Raw genomic sequence first — 23,829 nt, 5'->3', positions numbered from 1 at the left:
ATAGTCTTTGCTAGAAAAAAAATGTATTGTGTGATATAATAATGTGTATCTTTTTGAGCTTTAAATAGATTAGATAATAAAAAGATAATAAGATATAAGATAAAGTTCAATAATGTGAGGTGTAATTATGGTGAAAAATAAAGAAGAAGTAAGATGTTCTTTTTGTGGAAAAAATACTAACGAAGTTTTTAAAATGATAGCTGGGAATGACGTATTTATCTGTGATGAGTGCGTTGATTTATGTTCAGATATAATCGAAGAAGAAATTGAATATAAAAATGCTAATAACAAACCAGCATTTAAATTATTAGAACCTCAAAAAATAATGGAGCATTTAAATGAATATGTAATCAGTCAAGATAAGGCGAAAAAATCTGTTGCTGTTGCTGTTTATAATCATTATAAGAGAATAAAAGCTGCAGAGAATCATGATATAGAATTACAGAAAAGTAATATTGCCTTAATAGGAAGTACTGGATCAGGAAAAACATTGATTGCTCAAACTTTAGCTAAAATGCTGGACGTACCTTTTGCTATATCAGATGCAACAACACTTACAGAAGCAGGTTATGTTGGAGAAGATGTTGAAAATATCTTACTTAGATTAATTCAAAGTGCTAATTATGATATTGAAAGAGCTGAAAAAGGAATAATATATATTGACGAAATTGATAAGATTGCCAAAAAAGGTGAGAATGTATCAATTACTCGTGACGTTTCAGGAGAAGGTGTTCAACAAGCACTTCTTAAAATTCTAGAAGGTACGGTTGCTAGTGTGCCTCCTCAAGGTGGAAGAAAACACCCTGGAGAAGAAATGATTAAAATCAATACGAAAAATATTCTGTTTATCATTGGAGGAGCTTTTTCGGGTATAGAAGAAATAATCAAACGCCGTCTAGGAGAAAAAGTTATAGGTTTTTCTAAGAGTGATGAACTAAAAGATGATAAAGATATTATTTCTAAAGTAAAACATGAAGATTTAGTTAAGTTCGGTATGATTCCTGAATTTATTGGACGTATTCCGGTAGTTTGTTATCTAGAAGAACTTGATGAGAAAGATTTGGTTAGAGTATTAACTGAACCAAAAAATTCAGTTGTTAAACAATATGAATACTTATTTGATCTTGATGGTGTTAAATTAATTTTTGAAGAAGAAGCGCTTGAAGAAATTGCTAAAGAATCTATCAAGAGAAAAACAGGAGCACGTGGACTTCGTTCTATTATTGAAGAACTACTACTTGATGTTATGTTTGAAATACCAAGTAAAGAAGGTATTAATACTTGCACAGTAACACGTGATAACGTAATTAATAAAACAAAACCAATTTTAAAATAAATAGGTTAGAGAGGAGTTCGTTTTGACAAAATATTATTTATTAGAGAATAGAGATTTATTCTTTCCGTCTAATACTTATACAATAGATGTAACGGACAAAAAATTTTTAAAAACAATTAAAACTATTAAAAAAGATAAAATATCAGTTTTTGTAACATACAAAAGAAAACCAATTGATAGTTATGATGATTCATTTTCTGAAGAAGATGTATTTGATAGTAATGGTTTTAATGTGTTCTTTGGGACTTATGGTCAATTAACAATTGATAAAAAGAATAAAAAATATGAGTACCAATGTTATGGAATTGCAGAGGTAAAAAGTGGTGTTTATAACAATAACCATGTTGAACACCTTGAGATTAATATTAGAGAAGTTGTGGATAATGGTTTTGATAAAACAGGTTTATTGAATAGTATCAGAACAAATTTCCTAAATTATTTAAAGAGAGAAAACTTCGATATTGATTACTATAAAACTGATGATTTAGAGAAATTTATCAATAAAAATATTAAGTTTTTCCCAATTGATAAAATGCTTAAACAACGTGTATTATTCTTGTTAGATTTAGAGAAAAAGACTATTTTCTTAAATAGAAGTCTAGAAGCTTTCTTAGTTGGAAATAGCTTCAAACGTGAGATTGATGAAAAAGTTCGAGCTAATATCGATACTCAACAAAAGGAATACTTCTTGCGTGAACAGATGAAAGTTGTACAAGATGAGTTGAAGCAAATATCGCCTGAAGATGACGATATTGAAAAGATTCGTCAAGCTATTAATGATATTGAATTATCTGAAGAGGATAAAGCAGTGTTATTAAAAGAAGTAGATAGGCTAGAAAAAACACCGGTAATGAGTCCTGAACATTCTATCATTAGAACTTATTTAGATACTGTTGTTGCGCTTCCGTGGAATATACTAACAGCTGATGAAATAGATATAAAGAATGCAGAAAAAATTCTTAATGAAGATCACTATGGTTTAGAAAAAATCAAGGAGAGAATTTTAGAATTTTTAGCGGTTAAAAAACTAAGAGATGATATGAAATCTCCAATTTTATGTTTATCAGGACCTCCAGGTGTAGGTAAGAGTTCATTAGCTAAATCAATCGCCGCTTCTATGGGAAGAAGTTTTGTTCGTATTTCTTTAGGTGGAGTACATGATGAAGCTGAAATTCGTGGACATAGAAGAACTTACCTTGGTGCTTTACCTGGTAAAATTATTCAATCATTGAAGAAAATAAAAACTAAGAATCCAGTTGTTTTGTTAGATGAAATTGATAAAATGGCTTCTGATATAAAAGGTGACCCTGCAGCAGCTATGCTAGAGGTAATTGATTCAGCTCAAAACAATGAATTTGTAGATCATTACTTAGATATTCCATTTGACTTATCAAAAGTATTATTTATTGCGACAGCTAACAATTTGAGTTTAATTCCAGCTCCACTTAGAGATAGGATGGAAGTAATTGAACTTGAATCTTATACTATTAAAGAAAAAGAAAATATCGCTGCGAAATATTTAATACCACGTCAAATTAAAGAAAATGGTCTTAAAAAAGGTCAAATTACCTTTAGTAAACAGGCGATTAATAAGATAATAAATGGATATACTTATGAGGCTGGTGTAAGGAATTTAGAGAGAGTATTTGGTTCTATTTGTAGAAAAGCTGCACTAAAAGTTCTTCAAGGAGAAGAGAAAATCAAAGTAGGTGTTACTAACCTTGAGGATTTTGCTGGACCTGAAAAATATAGTTCAAAAGATAAAAATGTTAAACCTGAGATTGGTTTAGTTAATGGTCTAGCTTATACAGTTGTTGGTGGAGATACTCTAGAAATTGAAACAAGTGTATCTAAAGGAAATGGTAAGATTATTCTTACAGGAAAACTAGGGGATGTAATGAAAGAATCAGCACAAATGGCGATTTCTTATTTAAGATCTAATGCTGAAAATCTTAATATTGAGAATATTAATTTCTCAGAAATAGACATACATCTACACGTTCCTGAAGGTGCTGTTCCTAAAGATGGACCATCTGCTGGTATAACTATTACTACTTCGGTGTATTCTGCATTAACTAAAAAACCAGTTGATAATAACATAGCGATGACTGGAGAAATGACTTTACATGGAAAAGTTTTACCAATAGGTGGGGTTAAAGAGAAGATTTTAAGTTCCGAAAAGATGAATATTAATACAATAATTATTCCGACTAAGAATAAAAAAGATCTAATTGATATTCCGAAAGAAGTACTTGAAAAATTAACTATCTATTCCGTTGACAGTATTCAAGAAGTATTTAAAATAGTATTTGGAGAATAAAGATGAAAAAGTTAAATACACATAATGTTGATCTGCTTATAAGTGCAGTTTCAAAAAAACAATATCCTGAACATGATAAACCAGAAGTAGCGATGTGTGGTCGTTCAAATGTTGGTAAATCATCTTTTATTAATACAATATTAGAAAGAAAAAACTATGCGCGTGTTTCATCAAAGCCTGGTAAAACTCGTACATTAAACTTCTTCGATGTTGATAATAAGTTAGTTTTAGTCGATGTACCAGGTTATGGGTACGCTAAATTATCAAAACCAGAAAAAGAAAAACTATACGATATGATTGTTGAGTACTTCACTAATAGTGAAAATTTAGGTTTTGTTCTACATTTAATTGATAGTAGACATAAACCATCTCAAGATGATATTGAGATGAATGAATTTTTAAACTATTATGAAATCCCATTTGTTATAGTTATGACAAAAATTGATAAAATTTCTAAAAATGAACTTGTTAAAAATACAGGAATAATTAAACGCGAATTAGACTTAACTAATAATATGGCTATTATTCCTTTTTCTTCAGTTACTAAAATAGGGAAAGAACAAGTTCTAAATGAAATAGCTAAAGTATTAGAAGATTAAAAGTTAAAAAAGAAGTGGCGACCCAAAATCCCTAAATTTAAACAAGGTTTATATGAAAACTCATAGACGCAGTGGTTTATTGATATCTAAATTCGCTTTATAAAAGCTTTTTAGATATCTAATAACCTGTGCGGGGGTGACTCGACAAAATCGATTTCTTCGAAATCACGATTTTTGAGTCACTCCCTTCTATATTTTTTGATTATTAATAGAGTTTTAGATGTGAAATTTTTATAAATATTTTATCTTTACATAGCATAGAAAAATTGATATAATAGGGATTAGACGAGTCAACAAAAAAAGTTGACATTTTTCGTCGAAAAGTATTGACATACTTATATTTTAATGTTAGAATAATATCTAGCTTAGAAAACTTAGCGTTATAGATTCAACTTTTTCATTAAAACACTTCATAAACACACACACATAAAATTAATAAAAAAGTTGAAACATAAGGAGTACAAACATGGCAGTAAAAATCCGTTTAAAAAGATTAGGTGCTAAAAAATCACCTTTCTACCGTATCGTTGTTGCTGATTCAAGATCTCCACGTGATGGACGTTCTATCGAAACTATCGGTACTTACAATGCTGTTAAAGAACCAGCAGAAGTTAAAATCGATGAAGAGTTAGCATTAAAATGGTTAGGTAATGGAGCTCAACCTTCTGACACAGTTAGAAGTTTATTATCAAAAGAAGGAATTATGAAAAAATTCCACGATTCAAAATTAAATAAATAATGAATATTTAGCCCCTTAATTATTAAGGGGTTTTTGTTTTTATAAAATTGTGTTATAATTAGATTTAAAATTCAAAAGCAACCAACTACATAGCTGTCGAGTGTAGTTATTGAATATAAAAGGAGGAATTATATGGAATATTTAATGGAAATATTACCTAGTTTAATTAAAGGTGCTTTAATAACTTTAGAAGTATTTTTCCTAGTTTTAATTTTATCTATTCCATTAGGTGTAATTATAGCTTTTATTATACGATTTAATATTAAGCTATTAAACTATTTTATTAATATATATATATGGATAATGCGTGGAACACCGTTGTTACTACAATTAATTTTTATATATTATGTACTACCTTCAGTAGGAATACGATTTGATAGACTACCTGCTGCTATAATTGCATTTACGTTAAACTATGCAGCTTATTTTGCTGAAATTTTTAGAGGTGGTATTGACTCAATTCCGAAAGGTCAATATGAGGCTGCGAAAGTATTGAAATTTACTCAATTTCAAACTATTAGATTTGTTATTTTACCACAAGTTATTAAGATTGTATTGCCGAGTGTATTTAATGAAATAATGAGTTTAGTTAAGGATACTTCTTTAGTATATGCATTAGGAATAAGTGATTTGATTTTAGCTAGTAGAACAGCTGCTAACAGAGATGCAAGTTTATTGCCGATGTTTGTTGCTGGAGCAATTTATTTACTACTTATTGGTATTGTAACAATAATATCGAAACGAGTAGAAAAGCGTTATAACTACGATAGGAGATAACACATGTTAGAATTAAAAAATATAAGTAAGAAATTTAAAGATAGACAAATTCTTGAGAATTTTAACCTAACTGTAGAAGAGAATAAGATTCTAGCAATAGTAGGGCCTTCTGGTGGAGGGAAAACTACGTTGTTAAGAATGTTAGCGGGTCTAGAAAAAATTGATTCTGGTGAAATTATTTATAATAGCGAATCACTTCCAATTGATGAATTAGAAAAAAGAAATTTATTAGGATTTGTTTTCCAGGATTTTCAATTGTTTCCGCATCTTACAGTTCTTGAAAATTTAGTACTTTCTCCAATTAAGACTATGAATATGTCTAAAAATGATGCTGAAGAAAAGGCACTTACATTGTTGAATAAGCTTGGGCTAGATAAGCAGGTAAACAATTATCCAATTTCATTATCAGGTGGACAAAAACAACGTGTTGCCTTAGCAAGAGCGATGATGATTGATCCTAAAATAATAGGCTATGATGAACCTACTAGTGCATTGGATCCAGAGCTTAGATTAGAAGTAGAGAAACTTATTCTTAAAAATAGAGAATTAGGGATTACACAGATTGTTGTAACTCACGATTTGCAATTCGCAGAAAATATTGCAGATAGTATTCTGAAAGTAGAACCAAAGTAAGAGGTGATTATAATGAAAAGATTTAAATTACTTATTACTCTTCTTATTAGTGTTTTAATAATTAGTGGTTGTGCATCTGGTGGAAAAGATAAACCTAAAAAAGATAACTGGGAAGATTTTCAAAAAGATAAGAAGGTTGTTATAGGTTTTGATAATACGTTCGTTCCTATGGGATTCCAAGATAAGAGTGGTAAAAATGTTGGATTTGATATAGATCTAGCAAACTCAGTTTTTGAAAAATATGGAATAAAAGTTGAGTGGCAAGCAATTAACTGGGATTTAAAAGAAACTGAGTTGAAAAATGGTAATATAGATTTAATTTGGAATGGTTATTCAAAGACTAAAGAAAGAGAAAGTGTAGTTCGATTTACAAAGCAATATATGATAAATGAGCAAGTTGTAGTAGTGAAAAAATCTAAAAAAATTAAAACTATATCTGAACTAAAAGATAGGGTACTTGGTGCTCAAAATGGTTCGTCAGGATATGATACTTTTAATGAGAAACCAGAAGTTCTTAAAAATATAGTGAAGAATAACGATGCTACTCAGTATGAAAGTTTTAATGAGGCGTTAATTGATTTAGAAAATGATCGAATTGATGTATTATTAATTGATAAAGTGTATGCAAATTATTATTTAAAACAACAGAATAAACTCCGAGATTTTGATATTTTAAATGCAGGATTTGATAGTGAAGCATTTGCAGTAGGAGCGAGAAAAGCGGATGTTACACTTATTAATAAGGTGAATGAAGCATTTAATAAATTATATGAAGAAGGAAAATTCCAAGAAATATCAAATAAATGGTTCGGAGAAGATGTTGCTACTGATGAGATAAAAAAATAACTTAAGATTAGGAGATGAACTATTAATGACGAATATAATAGTTTGTCTCTTTTGTATTTTTTAACTATAAATAAAAGAGAGGTTTTATAGCGTAAATATAATACAAGGTGTCAACAAAAAAAGTTTACAAATATTAATAAAAGTACTTGATTTTTTTAAGATTATTATTTATAATAATAAGGTATGTGATTAACTCACTGAAAAATAACTCTGTTCGTATTAAAAGCGTTCAGGGCAGAAGGAGACGATAATAATGAGAGAAGGAATTCACCCAGATTACCGTAAAGTTGTATTCATGGATACTACAAGTGGTTTCAAATTTTTAAGTGGTTCAACTAAACCATCTAAAGAAACTATCGAGTGGGAAGACGGGAATACATACCCATTATTAAAAGTTGAGATCTCTTCAGATACACACCCATTCTACACAGGGCGTCAAAGATTCGCTCAAGCAGATGGACGTATCGAACGTTTCAACAAAAAATACGGTATCAAGTAAGAAAAATAAAACAGACATTTCTTTATTGGATTGTCTGTTTTTATTCTATTAGTAATTGTATAATACAAGCCCGAGGGGATTAATAATGATAGAAAATAGAAAATTCGGATGGATAGAATGTATTTGTGGAAGTATGTTCTCTGGAAAATCAGAAGAATTACTAAGACGTATAAAACGAGGGGTAATAGCCAAACAAAAAATACTTTTATTCAAACCGTCTATAGATAATAGATACGAAGAGAATATGGTCTCTACACATAATGGAAATAGTTATGAGTCAGTAAATATTGATAAAGCTGAACAGATTTATGACTATATTATTGATAAAAAATATGATATCATAGGAATTGACGAAGTACAGTTCTTTGATGAGAAAATTGTAGAAGTTATTAATAAGCTTGCTGATGATGGTATACGCGTTATTGTTGCAGGTTTAGACATGGATTTCAAAGCAGAACCGTTTCACCCGATGCCTGAAATAATGGCTGTAAGTGAAATGGTAACAAAACTTCATGCTGTTTGTAATAAATGCGGTAAAGAAGCTAGTCGAAGTCAAAGATTAATTGATGGTGAACCTGCTAGATATGATGACCCAATAGTGGTTATTGGTGCTAGTGAATCGTATGAAGCTAGATGTCGCCATTGTCATGAAATTAAAAGATAAATTAGGAGGAAGAAATGGAAATTTTTGGACAACTTGAGATAGTTGAAGAACGTTATGAAAAGCTAAACGAATTACTTAGTGATCCAGATGTTGTAAGTGATACGAAAAAACTTATGGAATATTCTAAAGAACAACGTTCTATTGAAAAAACTGTAGCTGTATTTAGAGAATATAAAGATATAGTTCAACAAATTAAAGATACAAAAGAACTTCTTGAAATAGAAGAAGATAAAGAAATGAAAGAAATGATGCAAGAGGAAATCAAAGAATTAGAACCAACTCTTGCACCAATGGAAGAAGAATTAAAAATCTTATTATTACCAAAAGATCCTAACGATGGGAAAAACGTTGTTGTTGAGGTTCGTGGAGCAGCTGGAGGAGATGAAGCACAATTATTTGCTGGTGATTTATTACGTATGTACACTAGATTTGCTGAATCTCAAGGATGGAAAGTTGACGTCTTAGAACGTTCTGAAACTGGTATCGGTGGTATTAAAGAAGTGATCTTTATTATTTCTGGTGAAGATGTGTACTCTAAGATGAAATTTGAAAGTGGTGCACACCGAGTTCAACGTGTTCCAACAACAGAATCAAGTGGACGTATTCACACATCTACGGCAACAGTTGTAGTATTACCTGAAGCAGAAGAGATTGAAATCGACATTAATGAAAATGATATCCGTGTTGATACTTTTGCATCTAGTGGTGCTGGAGGACAATCGGTTAATACAACGATGTCAGCTGTACGTTTAACGCACATTCCTACTGGTGTTGTTGTATCTATGCAGGATGAACGTTCTCAGATAAAAAATAAAGAAAAAGCTATGAAAGTTTTACGTGCTCGTGTTTATGATAAATATCAACAAGAAGAGCAAGCTAAATTTGATGCTGAACGTAAATCTAAAGTTGGAACAGGGGACCGTTCTGAACGTATTAGAACTTATAACTACCCTCAAAATCGTGTTACTGATCACAGAATTGGTTTAACTATTCAAAAATTAGACCAAATTATGGAAGGTAAACTTGATGAGGTTCTAGAAGCACTTCGTATTGCTGAACAAGCTGAGAAGATGGCAGAACTAAATAAAGGTGAAGAACTATAATGAACAGAAGGCAAGCTATTACAAAAGCTTGTCTTCTTTTGAGAAGACAAGGAAAAGAAGAATCGTTAGCGAGATTTTTATTAATGTATATGTTGGATGAAAACTCTCAACAATTTACAAATAATATTTCTGAGCAAATATCAAAAGAAAAAGAAGAATTGTATTTTTCTTTAATTGATAAACATATAGAGGAAAATATGCCATTAAGTCACCTTGCGGGATTTGAGTATTTTTATGATAGGAAGTTTAAAGTTACTAAAGATGTGTTATCGCCTAGAATGGAAACAGAAGAACTTATATATAAGGTTATTGAGTATATAAAATCTATTAATAAAAATAACATAAAAATTTTAGATTTATGTACAGGTAGTGGTATTATCGGAATAACTTTAAGAAAAGAACTTGAGTCTAAGTCGCTAAAGGTGGTTGCAAGTGATATTAGTGAAGAAGCTCTAAAAGTTGCTAAAGAAAATGCGATAATGAATGAGGCAGAGGTTAAATTTATACAATCTGATATTTTTGAGAATATAAATGAGAAATTCGATATCATAGTTTCAAATCCTCCATATATAGCATATAGTGATAAAATAACAATGGAAGATAATGTTTTAAATTACGATCCACATCTTGCTTTATTCGCAGAAGAAGATGGTATGTATTTCTATAGAGAAATAGTAGAAAATTCTAAAGAATATTTAAATAAAGATGGTATGATATTTTTTGAAATAGGATATGATCAAAGAGAGAAGATACTGAAGCTAGCCAATGAGAATGAATTTAAAGCTGAAGTGTATAAAGATATAAACGGCCGAGATAGGATGGCTATATTAGAAAGAATATAAAAATAAGAGTTTCTTAGGAATTAATCTAAGAAACTCTTCAGGCTGTTGACAAATGCAAAATATGCATGAATCAACAGCCTATTTAATGAGAAAAAACGCTAAAAATGTTATAATATAAGTATATAGAGGGGGTTTTAGTATGTTTAATAGAGAAGAAAATATAAAAGATGAAATAATATTAATGACGTTATCAGAAATAGTTCCTACTATTTTAATGTGTTAATCTTTTCAACAATTATATTCTACCATATTCAGCAGATAAATACTGTCTATATACGAAATTTTTTAAAATTATTTTAAAAATAATTCGATATTTATTAAATTTAACAAGTTAACCTATTATATTTAGTTCCTCATTTTATAATACCTCTAAGTTTATTTTACATGTATTGACCAAATTAATTACTTTAAAGATATATTAATTTTCTTTAGAATAATTATTCAACTTTTTACTTTTTCTCTTATAAGAATTTTATTATTCTGATTTCTTCTTTCTATATTCCTCAAAAAAAGACGACAGTTTCAACTATCGTCTTTTCTATCTATTATGTATTTTTTATAACTATAACCTAGAGGAATTATACCTAAATCAATCCTGCATCTTTTAGGATTTCTTCAATATATGTTCCTTTAATTTTTTTCAATACGCGTTTACTAATTGCTTTGGCAAAGAAAGGTAGTTTAACTTCTTCAAGTTTTTTACCATCCATTAAGCGATTAGTTGATTTAGTCATTACACGTAAATCATATGCAGAATTAAATACTTCAGGTACACCTCTATCGATATCTAGTAATGTGTATACTGCTTCCATAGCTGTACGAACAGAATATTCTGTAGTGAAGACAGTATCACGTGGTGTTTCAGAGAAGTTACCTATAAATGCTAAGTTTTTAGAACCTTCTGGAATAACTAGTGGTCTATCACCATCATGTCTTGGCATAAAGTAACTTGTTATATAAGGCATATAACATGGAACTGTGCTACAACCTTTGCTTGCAAATTCATGAATAAATTGTTCAGGAACACCAATATGGTAAAGCCATTCTTCTGCGATTTCAATACCTGTACAAGCTTCTATAGGTTTTTTAATATAGTTACCAGAAATATTTGAATATAAACCATAAATCCAAACTACTAATTCATCTTTAGATTGAGATTTAAAGTGTGGTTGACGGTTAAGTGTAAAGCTTAACATCCAATTTGAGTCACGTGCTGTTACTATACCACCAGTTACTACTTTACCTGCATAAGGATCACGTTTACAAATTTTTTCTATATATTCTGCGATTCGTTTGTCTGTTACAGTTGTTGTAGCTGAAACAAACCAGCTTTGATCAGGAAGATTTTCACAAAATACTTCTGGACGTCCAAAACGTTCATCTTGTTTAGCTAAGTTTTTCCAAAGTTGCCAAGCACCACCAAGCTCTTTGCTGACAGGAGCTGAAGTATCATTGTTACCATATGTTGTAGATGCAGTGATACTACCATTTGTAACGAATACTAGGTCATCTTCTGTTAATTCTCTAACAACAGGTTCCCCGTTTACTTCTAAGATCAGATGTTTAGCTACTAAATCTTTCCCTTGTTTTTCAACTTTAATATCTTTAACTACAGTATTGTACTCAAAAGTTACACCATGATCTTCTAAATATTTAACTAATGGTAGAACTAATGATTCATATTGATTATATTTAGTGAATTTAAGTGCTGATAAATCAGGAAGTCCTTTAATATGATGAATAAATCTCAACATATATCTACGCATTTCAGCTACTGAGTGCCATTTTTCAAAAGCAAACATTGTTGCCCAATAAGTCCAGAAATTAGACTCAAAGAATTCACTACTAAAGAAATCTGTTATTTTCTTACCTTGAAGTTCTGATTCAGAAGTTAAATATAGTTTTACTAATTCTTGACTAGATTTATCAGATAATGCGAATAGTCCATCATCAGGAATTTGTTGTCCACGGTTTTCAATAACACGACATTTTGAATAGTTAGGGTCTTCTTTATTTAGCCAGTAGAACTCATCTAAAACAGATGCATCCTCTACCTCTAATGATGGAATAGATCTGAAAAGATCCCAAAGGCATTCAAAGTGATCTTCCATTTCACGACCACCACGAATAATAAATCCACGAGTTGGATTCATAATACCATCTAAGCTACCTCCTGCGATAGGTAGTTCTTCAAGAATATGGATTCTTTCCCCTTTCATTTGTCCATCACGAACTAAAAAGGCTGCTGCAGCAAGAGATGCTAGTCCTGAACCTACTAAATAGGCTGATTTTTTATCAACTCCTGCTGGTTTTTTTGGTTTAGCAAATGCTTCATAATTTCCGTTTGAATAATACATAAAAACTCCTCCTAAAAAAAGTGTATACTAATATCTCTATTAATATACACCTTCTATATCTATAATACAATTTACAATTTTTAAATTTTGCCTAACTATTTTACAAATTTATTTAATTGTAAAAGAGCTTAAACTTTATTTAAAGAAGAGAAATTATCTCACCTGACATAACATTTTCAATTCTTTCAACCAGTTCTTCAACACTTTCTGGCATTTGCTTTTCAATCCAATCTAAACCTACTCCAACCAAAGCATATGTATAAAAAGAATAAGAAAACTCTACTTGTTTAGCTTCTTCTTTTGTTACTTCGATTTTTTTGAACACTTGATTACTTAGAAATAGTTCAATCTCCTGTCTTAGTACTTTTTCTAAAAATCCTTTCCCAAAAGAGCGATAGGTATTTAAGACAAAAACATGATTCTCAGAAATATATTGAAATATTGATGTTAGAGCATCTTGCCATTTATCATAGATTTTCCCTTTTTCGATTGGAGTCACTACCTCTTTAAGATATATCCACTCTACTAAATCATAGATGTCTTTAAAATTATTATAAAACGTTTGACGACTGACACCACAAGCTTGAGTTAAATCATTTATTGTTATTTTTGACAATGATTTCTTTTCTGCCATCTCTTTTAAAGTTGATGCCAGTACTCTTTTTATTACTATTGTCATACCTAATCACTCCCTTTCATTTATTCTCTAAATCTTATACTATTATTTTCTCATAAAGTACACTATTTTCTCAACCAATAAAATGCTTTTTTTAATTTTTCCGTACCATTTTCTAAAATTATCTTTCCATGAGAGAAAACAATTTTATCAGGTTTCCAACTTTCAATCTTAGAATAGCTATCTTTAGCTTGTTTTTTAAAGATAAATGATGATCGTAAATCTCTTGACGTTCGAAACTTAGGATACTTATTATCTCCAAACTTAAATACAAGTTTATATAATAATGGTAATTTATTTACTTCTATACTTTCTATTAAGTCCGTTAATATTAAGGTTGAGCTCTTTTTATGAAAGAAGACCATCTCTTCCATAGCTATACTTCCTCTAAAGGGAGTAAAAAATATTTCCTCTGACCAAAAAGTTTTTGAAATATTATCTAGTGATACAAAATTTTCTCTTTCATCAATTTTAAGTTTGGTACTTACTCCTTTTGCTAACCAAACTTTTGCATTTGGATAATGTTTATACCAATCTAATACATAACTATAGTGATATTTATTAGGAGCAACTATATGCTCGATTTCTCCTAGTTCTTTTATTTTTTCATCTAATTCTTTATTAAAAGCTATTGGTGAATGAATCCATAATTTGTTATTATCTAATTTAACTACTGTCATCCTTGTTGTAAAAGGAACTTTAAAAAGTTTAAAACTCATATGTATTTCATTTCCATCAACAATCCAAATATTCTCACCAATTTGTTTTAATTCATTAATGGGAGAGTATAACTTCAACATTCCTTCCATCAAACATTCACCTTCTTTCAATTGAATACTTCTAGTTTTCTTCTAGAATCTTAGCTATTTTTTCAAACGTATTAGCATTTCTAATCGTTATTTTCTTATAGAAATCTTGCTTTATTAATTTTTTATGATACGTAGTTTTTAAATATTCTGACTCATCATATTTACCCCAAAATACTGCATGTTTTCCTACATGTACTACTTCATTACGAAATGTAGATTTATCTATAAAGTCAAGAATACTTGATTTATTAAATTTGCACGAGAAAAATAGTACATCTTTTCTAGCCATATCTTCCTTCCACCAGTCTGGTAATTCAGCTTTTTCTTCTAAATATTCCTCTTTTGTGATTAGCGCAAAAGGTATCGAAAAATCATAATTAGTTTCTAATAAACTATTTATCTTTGTAATGCATATTTCATGATTTTCTAAACTACTAAAAAACAAATTTCCACTGTTAATATATGAACTAACATTTTCAAAACCTATACTTAACAATTGTTCTTTTAGTTTACTCATTGATACCTTATTCTTGCCACCTACATTTATACCACGTAATAAAAGTACATATTTCATATAATTTATCCTTTACAAATTCTAATTTAGTTAAACAAATAATTTATCTATAATTCTACATTAAAATACATAACTTATTTTATACCTACAGTAGCCCTTTATTGTTATATCAGAATTTATTTCTTATTATCTCTTTTCTAATATTATATCATCTTTAATCATCTTTTTATAATTCTAAATAGATATTCTTTAAATTTGATTAGAAATTATAACTTATATTTTCTATCTTTATACATATAATTAAAAGAAGAGTTTTTAAATAAATAAACTAAATGTAATTAGCTAATGAGGTTGTAAAATAGTAAACTCAAACAATTTAATAATTATTAAAATGTAAATAATAGAGATTTGTTAAGTATGATTTATTTTTTTAAAACTTTTATAATTTCATGCTTGACATGGAACGCGTTCCAGCATTTATAATGATTTTTGAGGAAAGAGAGGTAATTTATATGAATATCAAACGAATTTTTTGCGACATGGATGGTACATTATTAAATAGTGAAGGACAGGTAAGCGAAAGAAATGCTACTTTAATACGAGAAGCAGAGGTCCCTATAACTTTAGTATCTGCTAGAGCCCCAATGGAAATGAAGGATGCAATAAATGCTCTTCAACTTAAAGGCATTCAAGTTGCTTTTAACGGAGGATTAATTTATAGAATAGGTGATAATAATAAGATCATACCTATTCATACACAAATTATTAAAAAAAATACAGTAAGTAAATTGCTGAAAGGAATACGTCAGCATTTCCCTCAAGTTAGTTTATCTTATTATGACCTAAATAACTGGTATTGTGATAAAATAGATGAAGGAATCCGATATGAACATAATTTAACTCAACAAACTCCAACATTTATTCATAATGAAGAGCAGTTTTTAGAAGGCAAGATAAATATTTTTAAAATAATGATGATTACTTTCGATGAAGTAAACATGAGAGAATTAGAAAAATATCTTCAAAGTATGGACTTACCAGAAATCACTATTCAACGTTCAGGTAAAGCGTATCTTGAAATTACACATGCCTTAGCTAAAAAATCTAAAGGGATTGCTTACATACTTCGAAAAGATGAGTTGTTAAGAGAAGAAACTGCTGCATTTGGAGATGGACATAATGATTTGCCTATGCTTGAAATGGTAGGTTAGCCTATTGTTATGGATAATGCATTTGATGACATTAAAGCAATAGCATACAAAATAACTAAGTCTAATGATGAAGATGGTGTAGGATATGGGATTCAAAAATTCTTAAAAGGAGCTTTATAATGACAAGTATTAGTGATATAGCTAAAAAGGCAGTTGTTTCTAAATCAACAGTTTCCCGTGTTATTAACCATCATCCACATGTATCTGAAGAGACACGACAAAAAGTTATGGCGCTTATCAATGAATTAGATTATATACCAAACCAATTAGCGAGGGATTTAAGTCGAGGAAAAACACAAAAGATAGGTGTTGTAATTCCCCACACACTCCACCCTTATTTCACACAATTAATAAATGGTCTTCTAGATGCTGCTAAAACTACCAACTATCAACTTGTTATGATGCTTTCAGATTATAATCAAAAATTGGAACTTTTCTACCTGAAGCAGCTCAAAACGGAAGCTATTGATGCTTTAATATTCACTTCAAGAGCAGTAAATCTTGATATTATTAAATCTTATGCAAAATATGGACGAATAGTACTTTGTGAAAAATTGCAGGAATATAATCTCCTTTCCTCTGCTTATCTTGACCGCTATTCTTCATTTTTAGATATTTTTTCTAATATGAAAGCACGAGGATTGGAGCATTTAGTTTTATTATTTTCAAGAAGCAATGAATCATCGGCTACATATCGTTCTGCCTTATCAGCTTATCATGCTGTATACGGTCAACAATCGGCCCCATATAAAGTATTTGGCAATATTCATAACTTTAATGATGGTCTAAATTTATCATATCAATTAATAAAAGATAATAGTATAGATAGTATATTAGCCACAAGTGATGAAGTTGCAGCAGGTATAATAAAAGGATATGAAGAAAGTGGAAAAAAATGCCCCTATATTGTTGGGCAGGAAGGCTTATTAGTTGGGAAACTTTTGAAACTTCCAACAATAGACCACAAATCCTATTATTTAGGAAAGTTAGCTTTTAAACAAGCTTTATCTGAAACAATTAGTCAAGAAGTTTTATTCTCAGAGTTTTTATCTCGAGAAAATTAGTCATTTTAAAATAATAGTAAAAAGTTTCCAACTAAACTAAATTGGAAACTTTTTCAGGGTGTTGACAAATGCAAAATATGCATGAGTCAACAGCCTATTTAATGAGAAAAAACGCTAAAAATGTTATAATATAAGTATATAGAGGGGGTTTTAGTATGTTTAATAGAGAAGAAAATATAAAAGATGAAATAATATTAATGACGTTATCAGAAATAGTTCCTAAAGACCATTTTTTGAAAAAAGTAGCCGAAGCAATTGATTTTAAATTTATTTATGATTTAACAGAAAAATACTATAGTCTCACATCAGGTAGAAATAGTTTAGACCCTGTTGTGCTATTCAAATTGGTGTTCTTAAAAGATTTTTACGGAATAAAATCTATGAGAGAAACAATAATAAAGAATAGAAACAGATGCTGCATTTAGATGGTTTTTAGGGATACCATTCTCTAAACCAGTTCCTCACTACTCTACATTTTCACAAAACTATATCCGACGATTTCAAGGAACTGACGTATTCGAACAATTATTTATAAATATAGTGAACCAAGCAATTGATAAAAAATTAGTAGGTGGTATAGAGTTCTTTACTGATTCAACACATATAAAAGCTAACGCAAACAAAAGAAAATTCAACATAGAAGTAACTACAAGAGTAAAAGAAAGAAAATTAGACTTAGAAAAAGAAATAAACGAAGAGAGAGAAAAAATAGGAAAAAAGCCTTTTCAATATAAAGAAAAAGAAGAACTAAAAAGACAACGAGTTAACACAACTGATCCAGACAGCGGTTATTATCACAGAGATCATAAAGAAGAAGGTTTTATGTATTTAGATCATAGAACGGTAGATGGAAAAAATAATATAATCATGGATTGTCACATAACTCCAGGAAACGTTCATGATAGTGGTCCATATATAGATAGATTAAATCAGATAGAAAAAAATTTCGGATTAACTTCAGGGAAAGTTGCGTTAGATAGCGGATATTATTCTCTAGACATACTAAAACAGTTAGATAAAAAAAGTATATTTTCAGTGATAGGATATAGAAGATTCTCAAAATCAAAAGATAAAAAATATTTTAAATACATACCCGAAAAAGATATATTTGTAGATAGACGAACAGGAGAAATATTTAGATACAGAAATATTGATAGAAATGGATATAAGCAATATAAGAGTGATGATAAAAATGAGAAGAAAATAATAAGACGTCATATAAATGCAGATTATTATGATAAAGCAAGAACAAGACGATTGTCTAAAGAAGGAAAGATACTGTATAAAAGAAGAAAAGAAACAGTAGAGCGCAGTTTTGCAGATTCAAAACAAAATCATGGATATAGATATGCACTATATAGAGGGAAAGCCAAAGTACAGTCGTACGCTTGGTTGTCTTGTTGTGTTCAAAATATGAAAACAATAGCACTAAGAGAGGTGTAATCCTCCTTAATACTACTGATACTCGGCCATATGGCTTATTTTTTTGAAAAACGACCAAAACATCAATATGTCCATTGATATTTTGGCCGTTTTGTCAACAATCTGAAGAGTTTCTTAGGAATTAATCTAAGAAACTCTTATTTTATAAAATTATAGCTCTCTATATACACCGACGCACTCACCAATAATTTCAACGTTACGTGTTACTATAGGTTCATAGTCAGGATTACAAGGATAAAGAATTACATTGTCATTCTTAACGAATATTTTCTTTAGTGAAGCTTCGTTCCATTCCGTTAATCTAACAGCAGCTATTTTACCATTTCTTACAGAACTTTGTTGACGAATGAAAACTAAGTCACCATCAAATATTCCGGCTTCTATCATACTATCGCCTTTCACACGAAGTGCAAAATCTGCACGCATACCTTGATCTATAAAAATATGTTCATCATATTCTTCTTCAATATAAACACCATCTCCTGCGCAGATTGTACCCAATATAGGAAGTTTAGAAACATCATCTAAATAATCATTATTAGAATTTAAACTATTATCTAGAGATTCTGCGTCCATTATATCACTTTCTCCCATAAGCCAAGCAGGATTTACTGATAAATAATCGGCTATAATTTGCAATTTATCTCTTTTTGGTGTGTATTTACCTTTAGACCAATCGCTAATTGATGAAGGTGTAATTTTTGTCGAACGAGCTAGTTCAGCTTGTTTTATATTTTTTTCTTTTAAACATTTTTTAAATCTAATACTAAAAGTTGTAGTCATAATATTATATTCCAATCTATTTTCTATATATACATTGATTATAAAGGAAACCGTATATAAAATCAAGGGTATATAATAAAAAAATTAAGAAATATGAATTTTACTCTTGATTTTCGGTTTTCCGTATGTTATTATATAAGTATAAAGAAAATTAAGTTTTACGTATTAAATGAAAGAAGGTAATAGTATGTTTATATATTGGATAGTTATACTAGTTTTATTAGCTAAAGTCTTTACTTTTTTTGAGACTAACAAGTTAAAAATTGTAAAAAGGGGTAAAGTGGAACACAAAGTATTTTAAAAATACATAATTCATTATAAAGTCATTATGAACAGAAAATATTATTTATTATTATAAGATTAGATGAAAATTATTATTCAACTAGTCTTATTTTTCTTAATATATATCAGAAAGTGAAAAATATATGTAATTTATCAAAATCAGCATACCTATAACGTTTTCAATATGATTTTTATAATAAAAACTATGTACTAATACTAAAAAATATTGTATAATTGATATATAATAATAAAACTAGGAGGATTTCTTAATGAAATTAGTATTAACTAGACACGGTGAAAGCCAATGGAATCTAGAGAACAGATTTACAGGATGGGTTGATGTTGATATCACAGATAAAGGAAGACAAGAAGCTATCAAAGGTGGTCAAACACTTAAAGAATTAGGTCTTACTTTTGATGTAGCGTATACTTCTTACCAAAAACGTGCTATCAAAACTTTAAACTTATTCTTAGAAGAATTAGATTTATTATGGATTCCAGTATACAAAAGCTGGAGATTAAATGAAAGACACTACGGTGCTTTACAAGGATTAAACAAAGCTGAAACAGCAAAAAAATACGGTGATGAACAAGTTCACATTTGGAGAAGAAGTTTCGATGTAGCTCCTCCTGCAGTAGATAAATCTAGTGACATGTACCCAGGAAACATCGATAGATATAAAGAAATTCCTGAAAATGAAATTCCAACAGGAGAAAGCTTAAAACTTACAATTGATCGTGTATTACCATACTGGGAAAGCGATATTTCTAAACAAATTAAAGCTGGTAAAAACGTACTTATTTCTGCTCACGGTAACAGTTTAAGAGCGTTAATCAAATACTTATTAAAAATCTCTGATGAAAAAATCTTAGATCTTAACTTACCAACAGGTACTCCATTAGTATTTGAAATTGACGAAAACTTAAACATTATCTCAGCGCCAGAATTATTCTAATAAGTAATGAAAAAGCTGATAATATTACTAACAACCTTGCTAATTTTGCAAGGTTGTAGTTCTAAGTCAGACATGACTACAGAACAATTACAAAATCTTACAAATTCTGCGACTCTAAACCAGCTAGAAAAAACTGAATTTGATAAAAAAGATAATAAGTTAATAATTACTACTAATGACGAAGTTATTAACAAAGAAGGTTTTGAATCTTTATTGAAATCATTAAAACTTAATAATTTTAATGGAAAAACTCTAAATATTGATAATATTAATTCAAACGAGTTTAATAATAAAGATTTCATTATTGAAATTGTAACTAAGAATAATAATTCAGTTGTATTTAATTTAAAAGATAGTGCTAACAAAAACTACAATATTTCACAAACAAAATATTCTAATGAATATATGAAGAATAAACTAAGTTCTTTTTCAAAAGAATTAATTACCTTTGATGAGCTTGCAGGAACTATTGAAACAGATCTTGATAAGGGACGTCCTTTAGGTGATAAAGTAGAGAAGTTTAAAGAGGTGACTGATAAGGTAAACTCTTCAATAGCGACTCTTAAATTGTTAAATAATGAAAATATTGAGTATGCAAAATTAGATGAGGTTAAGGCTAAATTAGTCCGTTTAGATGCATTAACTAAAAATATGATTGCAGCAGTAAATAGTTCTGTTACAGCAAAAAATGGTTCTGCAATAGCGGCAGCATTTTTAAATATTAATGATATAGATAAAATTGCTCGTGATTTAGCAGCGATGTAATAGACAAAACCTGGATATAGATTTTCTATGTCCAGGTTTTCGTATATATGTAATTGTGAATGTTACAGGAAATCTGTAGGTTTTATATTTTCCATACCAATCATAGGGTCAATAGTATTTATATTTTGAAAATCTAATATATATGTTTTAAGCTCTTCATCAATTTCAATGTCTTCAATATTCGCTTCTCTATCTGTTGTAAAGAACCATTCTAGAGCAGTTTGCCTATTGACAGTATTTGTAGGCTCGATTGACTTATAAAAAACATTATGATTTCCACATAGTATTAGTTTTTTCTTTGCACGTGTGATAGCAGTATAAGTTAAATTTTTATTGAGCATAAAGTTATAATTATCAATAAATGGAATTATAACATTTTCAAATTCTGATCCTTGAGCTTTGTGTATTGAACACGCATATGAAAGGGTAATTTGATTTAATTCTTGTTTTTCATAAGTAACAAAATTATCATCATAATCTATGACAATCTTTAATTTATTACCTTCTTTATAAATTTCTTTAATATAACCTATATCACCATTAAATATATTATCTTCGGGTCTATTAACAAGTTGCATAACTCTATCGTCGACTTTATATATTAATTCTCCATATTCAATTTGTTCTTCATTATCGTTAAATCTTGATTGAATAGCCGTATTAATTTCATTTATACCGCTTGTACCTTTATATATTGGAGCAAGAATTTGTATATTTTCTTTACTAGTGTTTTTAAGTAAATCGTCATATACCGCTGAGATTACATTAATCATTTCATTTTTATTAGCTGAAATGAACTCCTTATCATCAAAATTTTCTAATATATCGAATGGAATATCATTTTTAATAGAGTGCGAAATATTAATGATACTTGAGTGTTCGCTTTGCCTAAAAATTTTATTTAATTTAACTGTTGATATGGCTTTAGAATTAATCAGGTCGTTAAGAACATTACCAGGAGCAATTGATGGTAATTGATCATTGTCACCGACTAGAATGATTTTTGCATCTTTATGAATAATCTTTAATAAGTTATACATAAGGAATACGTCAATCATACTTGATTCATCTATTATTACTAATTCGGATTTAATACTCTTATCACTGACAAATTCTTCCATGTTTTCGTCTTCTGTGCTCCAACCAATGGCTTTATGTATTGTTGATGCATAAAATCCTGTACTTTCTGACATTCTTTTGGCTGCTTTTCCGGTAGGTGCACATAAGGTAATAATATTTCTAGTTTCATCCAATAAGTCGTGAATACTATAGTTATTAATTTTTTGGAATATTTTAATAACTGCTAGTATAATTGTTGTTTTACCAGTTCCAGGACCACCGGTTAAAATAGAAAAGTTATTTTGTATACAGTTTTTTATCGCAGCAATCTGAACTATATCGTATTCTATACCTAATTCATCTTCAACTTCTTCTATATATTTATCTAGAAGTTTTTCGCTAATATCTTCAGTGTTTTTCATTTCTAATCTTCTATTTATGTCACTATAAATAGAATACTCTGAATAGTAAATTTCTGGTAAGAAAACTCTACCTTCAATTTCTATTAGTTTTGCAGTATCAAGAGCATAAGTATATGCTTTTAGTATGTCTTCTTTATCAACTGCTATGTTTCTTGAAGAATATAAAATATTAAAAGTATTGTATAGTAGGTTATTTTTTGAAATATATGTATTACCAGTAGAAAAACAATATGTATTTATAGTATAAATAAAACCGTATAGTATTCTTTCTTGATCATTCGCAGTAATTTCATTAGTTTCTGCAATTTTATCTACTGTTTTAAAATTTATACCTTTTATATCTTTAATTAGAGAGTAGGGATTTTCGGTAATTGTACGTAATGTGTTATGTTTGTAAAAGTTATAGATTTTCAAAATTAAATTATTGCTAAGATTATATTCGTTTAGCTTTAAAATAATATCTTGGGTTTGTTTATTTGCAACAATTGTAGCATAAATAGTATCTTTACGTTGTGTAGGGATACCCTTTATTGCGAATAGTACATCCTTATCTTCATATATTTTATCTAGAGCTTCAACTCCTAAACTTTCTACTATTAATTCGGCAGTTTTTCTTCCGACACCTTGAAAAATGGAACTTGATAAGTAGGATACAATAGCTTCTTTATCTTTTTCGATTACTGGTTCAACTACAATCGCGGATAGCTGAGTTCCATATTTCCTATGCTGGACTATTTCTCCTTTGAATGAATATAATTCATCTTCAACGAAGTCAAAATCATTAAATGTTCCTACAACGCTTAAATAATCTCCTTCAGCAAAATCATATTGATCATTTAAAAATATAGATAAAATATAATAATTATTTTCTTTATTATGAAAGATAATTTTATTTAGATAACCTTCTACAGTTTGCATAACAATCTCCTACGAATTTCTTTATAAGAACAATGATAATATATTATAAAGAAAATGTCTAGTATTGATTGAATTGGGGAGGAACTCAACTTACTTATTGTTAATATAAAGACTTATAAAGTGAAATAATTTGTATAGCTATATTTTTATAGAATAAGAAAAAATATTGTATGGAATAAATATGTTATTTTAGTTACAAAATAAGTTTCGTA

At 29.1% G+C, this 23,829-nt stretch carries 22 protein-coding genes and 1 pseudogene; 17 read left to right on the top strand and 6 right to left on the bottom strand.

The window, feature by feature from the left end:
* The first annotated feature begins 127 nt into the window (after positions 1-127).
* The 11 genes from clpX to prmC all read left to right on the top strand — a co-directional run bounded on the left by clpX (position 128) and on the right by prmC (position 10,358).
* Positions 128-1,336, top strand: a complete 1,209-nt coding sequence (gene clpX, locus FOC48_RS03985; protein ID WP_003145985.1) for an ATP-dependent Clp protease ATP-binding subunit ClpX — start codon at positions 128-130, stop codon at positions 1,334-1,336.
* Positions 1,337-1,358: 22 nt separating this feature from the next.
* Positions 1,359-3,656, top strand: a complete 2,298-nt coding sequence (gene lon / locus FOC48_RS03980) for an endopeptidase La (protein ID WP_003145986.1) — start codon at positions 1,359-1,361, stop codon at positions 3,654-3,656.
* 2 nt (positions 3,657-3,658) lie between these two features.
* Positions 3,659-4,255 (top strand): ribosome biogenesis GTP-binding protein YihA/YsxC, encoded by a 597-nt coding sequence (yihA, locus tag FOC48_RS03975; protein WP_003145988.1) that lies wholly within the window; start codon positions 3,659-3,661, stop codon positions 4,253-4,255.
* Positions 4,256-4,721: 466 nt separating this feature from the next.
* Positions 4,722-4,994, top strand: a complete 273-nt coding sequence (gene rpsP, locus FOC48_RS03970; RefSeq protein WP_003145074.1) for a 30S ribosomal protein S16 — start codon at positions 4,722-4,724, stop codon at positions 4,992-4,994.
* A gap of 132 nt (positions 4,995-5,126) precedes the next feature.
* Complete coding sequence (locus FOC48_RS03965; RefSeq protein WP_003145989.1) at positions 5,127-5,771, top strand: amino acid ABC transporter permease; 645 nt, start codon at positions 5,127-5,129, stop codon at positions 5,769-5,771.
* 3 nt (positions 5,772-5,774) lie between these two features.
* The gene (locus FOC48_RS03960) at positions 5,775-6,404 is read left to right on the top strand and encodes an amino acid ABC transporter ATP-binding protein (protein ID WP_003145990.1); all 630 of its coding nucleotides are present in this window, start codon (positions 5,775-5,777) and stop codon (positions 6,402-6,404) included.
* A 12-nt stretch (positions 6,405-6,416) separates the two neighbouring features.
* A complete protein-coding gene (locus FOC48_RS03955; protein ID WP_003145991.1) occupies positions 6,417-7,250 on the top strand; it encodes an amino acid ABC transporter substrate-binding protein in 834 nt (277 codons plus the stop codon).
* A gap of 253 nt (positions 7,251-7,503) precedes the next feature.
* The gene (locus tag FOC48_RS03950) at positions 7,504-7,749 is read left to right on the top strand and encodes a type B 50S ribosomal protein L31 (protein ID WP_003145327.1); all 246 of its coding nucleotides are present in this window, start codon (positions 7,504-7,506) and stop codon (positions 7,747-7,749) included.
* An 85-nt stretch (positions 7,750-7,834) separates the two neighbouring features.
* Entirely contained in the window at positions 7,835-8,413 is a 579-nt protein-coding gene (locus FOC48_RS03945) for a thymidine kinase (protein ID WP_003145992.1), read from the top strand.
* 14 nt (positions 8,414-8,427) lie between these two features.
* Positions 8,428-9,516, top strand: a complete 1,089-nt coding sequence (gene prfA / locus FOC48_RS03940; protein ID WP_003145993.1) for a peptide chain release factor 1 — start codon at positions 8,428-8,430, stop codon at positions 9,514-9,516.
* The gene (gene prmC / locus FOC48_RS03935) at positions 9,516-10,358 is read left to right on the top strand and encodes a peptide chain release factor N(5)-glutamine methyltransferase (RefSeq protein WP_003145994.1); all 843 of its coding nucleotides are present in this window, start codon (positions 9,516-9,518) and stop codon (positions 10,356-10,358) included. The genes prfA and prmC overlap by 1 nt, the downstream gene beginning before the upstream one ends.
* Before the next feature lie 584 nt (positions 10,359-10,942).
* Here the strand turns inward: prmC and FOC48_RS03930 are convergent.
* The 4 genes from FOC48_RS03930 to FOC48_RS03915 form a co-directional block, all read right to left on the bottom strand.
* The gene (locus FOC48_RS03930; RefSeq protein ID WP_003145995.1) at positions 10,943-12,715 is read right to left on the bottom strand and encodes an oleate hydratase; all 1,773 of its coding nucleotides are present in this window, start codon (positions 12,713-12,715) and stop codon (positions 10,943-10,945) included.
* Between the two features lie 139 nt (positions 12,716-12,854).
* On the bottom strand, positions 12,855-13,394 hold the full coding sequence (locus FOC48_RS03925) for a TetR/AcrR family transcriptional regulator (RefSeq protein ID WP_003145996.1): 540 nt from the start codon (positions 13,392-13,394) through the stop codon (positions 12,855-12,857).
* Positions 13,395-13,456: 62 nt separating this feature from the next.
* Positions 13,457-14,200, bottom strand: coding sequence for a DUF4336 domain-containing protein (locus FOC48_RS03920; RefSeq protein WP_003145997.1), 744 nt, complete (start codon positions 14,198-14,200; stop codon positions 13,457-13,459).
* Positions 14,201-14,231: 31 nt separating this feature from the next.
* Positions 14,232-14,774, bottom strand: a complete 543-nt coding sequence (locus FOC48_RS03915; protein ID WP_003145998.1) for a DUF1697 domain-containing protein — start codon at positions 14,772-14,774, stop codon at positions 14,232-14,234.
* A 389-nt stretch (positions 14,775-15,163) separates the two neighbouring features.
* Here FOC48_RS03915 and FOC48_RS03910 point away from each other — a divergent pair.
* The 4 genes and pseudogenes from FOC48_RS03910 to FOC48_RS03895 all read left to right on the top strand — a co-directional run bounded on the left by FOC48_RS03910 (position 15,164) and on the right by FOC48_RS03895 (position 18,432).
* Positions 15,164-16,045: pseudogene (locus FOC48_RS03910) on the top strand (Cof-type HAD-IIB family hydrolase).
* Positions 16,045-16,989 carry a LacI family DNA-binding transcriptional regulator gene (locus FOC48_RS03905; RefSeq protein WP_003146000.1) on the top strand — a complete coding sequence of 315 codons (945 nt, stop codon included), beginning with the start codon at positions 16,045-16,047 and terminating at the stop codon, positions 16,987-16,989. The pseudogene FOC48_RS03910 and the gene FOC48_RS03905 overlap by 1 nt, the downstream one beginning before the upstream one ends.
* 155 nt (positions 16,990-17,144) lie before the next feature.
* Positions 17,145-17,414 (top strand): transposase, encoded by a 270-nt coding sequence (locus FOC48_RS03900; protein ID WP_003146001.1) that lies wholly within the window; start codon positions 17,145-17,147, stop codon positions 17,412-17,414.
* On the top strand, positions 17,392-18,432 hold the full coding sequence (locus tag FOC48_RS03895; RefSeq protein WP_155801186.1) for an IS1182 family transposase: 1,041 nt from the start codon (positions 17,392-17,394) through the stop codon (positions 18,430-18,432). Before FOC48_RS03900 ends, FOC48_RS03895 begins: the two co-directional genes overlap by 23 nt.
* Positions 18,433-18,582: 150 nt before the next feature.
* Here FOC48_RS03895 and FOC48_RS03890 read toward each other — a convergent pair whose 3' ends face one another.
* Entirely contained in the window at positions 18,583-19,215 is a 633-nt protein-coding gene (locus tag FOC48_RS03890; RefSeq protein ID WP_003146003.1) for a LexA family protein, read from the bottom strand.
* A 551-nt stretch (positions 19,216-19,766) separates the two neighbouring features.
* On the opposite strand from FOC48_RS03890, the gene gpmA reads away from it, so the two are divergent.
* Both gpmA and FOC48_RS03880 read left to right on the top strand, forming a co-directional pair.
* The gene (gene gpmA, locus FOC48_RS03885; RefSeq protein ID WP_003146004.1) at positions 19,767-20,453 is read left to right on the top strand and encodes a 2,3-diphosphoglycerate-dependent phosphoglycerate mutase; all 687 of its coding nucleotides are present in this window, start codon (positions 19,767-19,769) and stop codon (positions 20,451-20,453) included.
* Positions 20,454-20,525: 72 nt separating this feature from the next.
* Positions 20,526-21,218, top strand: a complete 693-nt coding sequence (locus FOC48_RS03880; protein ID WP_003146005.1) for a hypothetical protein — start codon at positions 20,526-20,528, stop codon at positions 21,216-21,218.
* A 62-nt stretch (positions 21,219-21,280) separates the two neighbouring features.
* Here the strand turns inward: FOC48_RS03880 and recD2 are convergent, their stop codons facing one another.
* Positions 21,281-23,617 (bottom strand): SF1B family DNA helicase RecD2, encoded by a 2,337-nt coding sequence (recD2, locus tag FOC48_RS03875; protein ID WP_003146007.1) that lies wholly within the window; start codon positions 23,615-23,617, stop codon positions 21,281-21,283.
* Positions 23,618-23,829: the final 212 nt, after the last annotated feature.

The organism is Gemella haemolysans (assembly GCF_012273215.1).
GTDB classification, from domain to species: domain Bacteria; phylum Bacillota; class Bacilli; order Staphylococcales; family Gemellaceae; genus Gemella; species Gemella haemolysans_A.
Note: the sequence above shows the minus strand (reverse complement) of the source record. Positions and strands in the feature narration are given on the sequence as shown.

Coding starts and splice junctions, on each gene's coding strand:
- clpX (WP_003145985.1), top strand. CDS start 128: ATGGTGAAAAATAAAGAAGAAGTAAGATGTTCTTTTTGTGGAAAAAAT.
- yihA (WP_003145988.1), top strand. CDS start 3,659: ATGAAAAAGTTAAATACACATAATGTTGATCTGCTTATAAGTGCAGTT.
- rpsP (WP_003145074.1), top strand. CDS start 4,722: ATGGCAGTAAAAATCCGTTTAAAAAGATTAGGTGCTAAAAAATCACCT.
- FOC48_RS03965 (WP_003145989.1), top strand. CDS start 5,127: ATGGAATATTTAATGGAAATATTACCTAGTTTAATTAAAGGTGCTTTA.
- FOC48_RS03960 (WP_003145990.1), top strand. CDS start 5,775: ATGTTAGAATTAAAAAATATAAGTAAGAAATTTAAAGATAGACAAATT.
- FOC48_RS03955 (WP_003145991.1), top strand. CDS start 6,417: ATGAAAAGATTTAAATTACTTATTACTCTTCTTATTAGTGTTTTAATA.
- FOC48_RS03950 (WP_003145327.1), top strand. CDS start 7,504: ATGAGAGAAGGAATTCACCCAGATTACCGTAAAGTTGTATTCATGGAT.
- FOC48_RS03945 (WP_003145992.1), top strand. CDS start 7,835: ATGATAGAAAATAGAAAATTCGGATGGATAGAATGTATTTGTGGAAGT.
- prfA (WP_003145993.1), top strand. CDS start 8,428: ATGGAAATTTTTGGACAACTTGAGATAGTTGAAGAACGTTATGAAAAG.
- prmC (WP_003145994.1), top strand. CDS start 9,516: ATGAACAGAAGGCAAGCTATTACAAAAGCTTGTCTTCTTTTGAGAAGA.
- FOC48_RS03930 (WP_003145995.1), bottom strand. CDS start 12,715: ATGTATTATTCAAACGGAAATTATGAAGCATTTGCTAAACCAAAAAAA.
- FOC48_RS03925 (WP_003145996.1), bottom strand. CDS start 13,394: ATGACAATAGTAATAAAAAGAGTACTGGCATCAACTTTAAAAGAGATG.
- FOC48_RS03920 (WP_003145997.1), bottom strand. CDS start 14,200: ATGGAAGGAATGTTGAAGTTATACTCTCCCATTAATGAATTAAAACAA.
- FOC48_RS03915 (WP_003145998.1), bottom strand. CDS start 14,774: ATGAAATATGTACTTTTATTACGTGGTATAAATGTAGGTGGCAAGAAT.
- FOC48_RS03905 (WP_003146000.1), top strand. CDS start 16,045: ATGACAAGTATTAGTGATATAGCTAAAAAGGCAGTTGTTTCTAAATCA.
- FOC48_RS03900 (WP_003146001.1), top strand. CDS start 17,145: ATGTTTAATAGAGAAGAAAATATAAAAGATGAAATAATATTAATGACG.
- FOC48_RS03890 (WP_003146003.1), bottom strand. CDS start 19,215: ATGACTACAACTTTTAGTATTAGATTTAAAAAATGTTTAAAAGAAAAA.
- gpmA (WP_003146004.1), top strand. CDS start 19,767: ATGAAATTAGTATTAACTAGACACGGTGAAAGCCAATGGAATCTAGAG.
- FOC48_RS03880 (WP_003146005.1), top strand. CDS start 20,526: ATGACTACAGAACAATTACAAAATCTTACAAATTCTGCGACTCTAAAC.
- recD2 (WP_003146007.1), bottom strand. CDS start 23,617: ATGCAAACTGTAGAAGGTTATCTAAATAAAATTATCTTTCATAATAAA.